The 1,676-nt window shown below is 71.7% G+C and carries 2 protein-coding genes and 1 pseudogene; all 3 read left to right on the forward strand.

Features of this window, described 5'->3' with window-relative positions; translation table 11 throughout:
- On the forward strand, window positions 1–481 hold a 481-nt coding region (locus AOK24_RS44135; protein WP_159052237.1), incomplete at its 5' end, for an MFS transporter.
- Between the two features lie 594 nt (window positions 482–1,075).
- Window positions 1,076–1,369, forward strand: coding sequence for a hypothetical protein (locus AOK24_RS44140; RefSeq protein WP_055725434.1), 294 nt, complete (start codon window positions 1,076–1,078; stop codon window positions 1,367–1,369).
- A gap of 41 nt (window positions 1,370–1,410) precedes the next feature.
- Window positions 1,411–1,676: pseudogene (locus AOK24_RS44145) on the forward strand (aminoglycoside phosphotransferase family protein); the annotation flags it as partial.

Raw genomic sequence — 1,676 nt, forward strand, 5'->3', positions numbered from 1 at the left:
GGTCCACATGCACGACCACGGGCACGGGACCGGCGCGTCCGGGCTGGTCATCGCCGTCCACATCGCCGCCATGTACCTCCCCTCCCCGCTGACCGGCCGCCTCGCCGACCGCCACGGGCCGCTCCGCATGGCAACGTCCTCCGCGCTCACCCTCCTGACCGCCGGCCTCGTCGCCGCCACAGCCCCCGAGGACTCCGTCCCCCTCCTGAGCCTGGCCCTCGCCCTCCTAGGCCTGGGCTGGAACCTCGGCCTCGTCTCCGGCACCGCCCTCCTCACCGACTCCGTCCCCCTCACCAACCGCGCCAAGACCCAGGGCCTGGTAGACGTCTCGATCTCCCTCGCGGGCGCCACCGGCGGCATCTCCTCGGGCCTGATCGTCACAGCGACGAGCTACCCGACACTGGCCCTCGCATCGAGCGCCCTCGCCCTGACCCTCCTCCCCGTGATCGCGGCGACGGCATACGCGCAGCGCGGGCCGTGACGCCTCGGGGAGGCGCGTGCGCGGGCCGCGAGGGCATACGGGGCGAAGTCGCGGGCGAGGCCGACGCGTTGTCAGCGTTCCGCGATTCCCGAGGGGTGAGGACGTCAAGGGAAGGGCTAGCCTCTGGCCATGTCTGGGAGTCGGCTCGGTCTGTTGAGTCTGCGCATCGACGCGTTCTACTGCCTGCTCGTCGGGCTGGTGATCGCTTCGTCCGCGCCGCTGACGGCGGCTGCGGTCGGGTTGCCGGCACGCGTCGTCGTCGGCATCGGTGGAGCCACCGTCACCTGTGGGTCGGCATCGTGTGGGTGCTCAGCCGTCGTCCCTTGGCGGGGAGTCTTCGTCTTGTCCTCGTGGCGAACACGCTCGTGGCATGTGTGCTTGCCGCAGTGTCCGTGGCCGCGGCAAGTGCGCTGGTCCTGCTCGCACTTGTGGCGCTCGCGTTGGACGTCGCCGCCTTCGCGGGCAGCCAGGTCCTCGCGCTGAGACGACTGGCGCGCGAACCGACCTGACGAGTTGACACGGGTGCGGTGGGGTCCACGGTCCCGACGCGCGGAGTGGGGATCATCAGGACCGGCGACTCGCGGGGAGTTCCGCATGGACCACAAGGACGTCGACGCCGCTGTGGCGGAGATGCTGGAGGTGCTCGGCTCCCGTACTGCCGAGGACTGGACGGTCGCGGCCGGGCCGCTCGAATGGACCTGCTGGGAGACAGCGGCCCACATCGGCCACGACCTGCTGGCCTACGCGGCGCAGCCCACCGGCGCCTACCTCCCCACCGCCCCGCCCGGAGACCCCACTCGGGTGCTCCTCTGGTGCACCGGCCGAGCAGAACTCGCCGGCCTCCCCCGCCAGACCTCCTGGACATGGCAAGCGGCACGCCCGGACTGACCGGGCCGAGCGCCGGCGTGATCCGGTGACTGCGAGGAGAAGTGAACGGAGAGGTTGGTGACCTGGTGAGTGTCTGCTCGGCGAGCCTGGCCTGGGTGAAGCGGTGCCTGCAACCCGGCGAAGAGATCGTCGGTGTCGAGGTGTTGTACGGGGGCATCAGCGCGGAGATGCGGCGGCTGGCCGTTCGTACGAGGGGCGGCGGGACTCGTGAGCTGGTCCTGCGGACCGGTGTGCGGCATGAGGACGAGGTGCGCAGGGAGGCCGAGACGCTGGCCCTGCTCGCGGGGACCGGCGTACCGGCCCCCGC

Source organism: Streptomyces niveiscabiei (genome assembly GCF_001419795.1).
In the GTDB taxonomy this organism is placed as follows: domain Bacteria; phylum Actinomycetota; class Actinomycetes; order Streptomycetales; family Streptomycetaceae; genus Streptomyces; species Streptomyces niveiscabiei.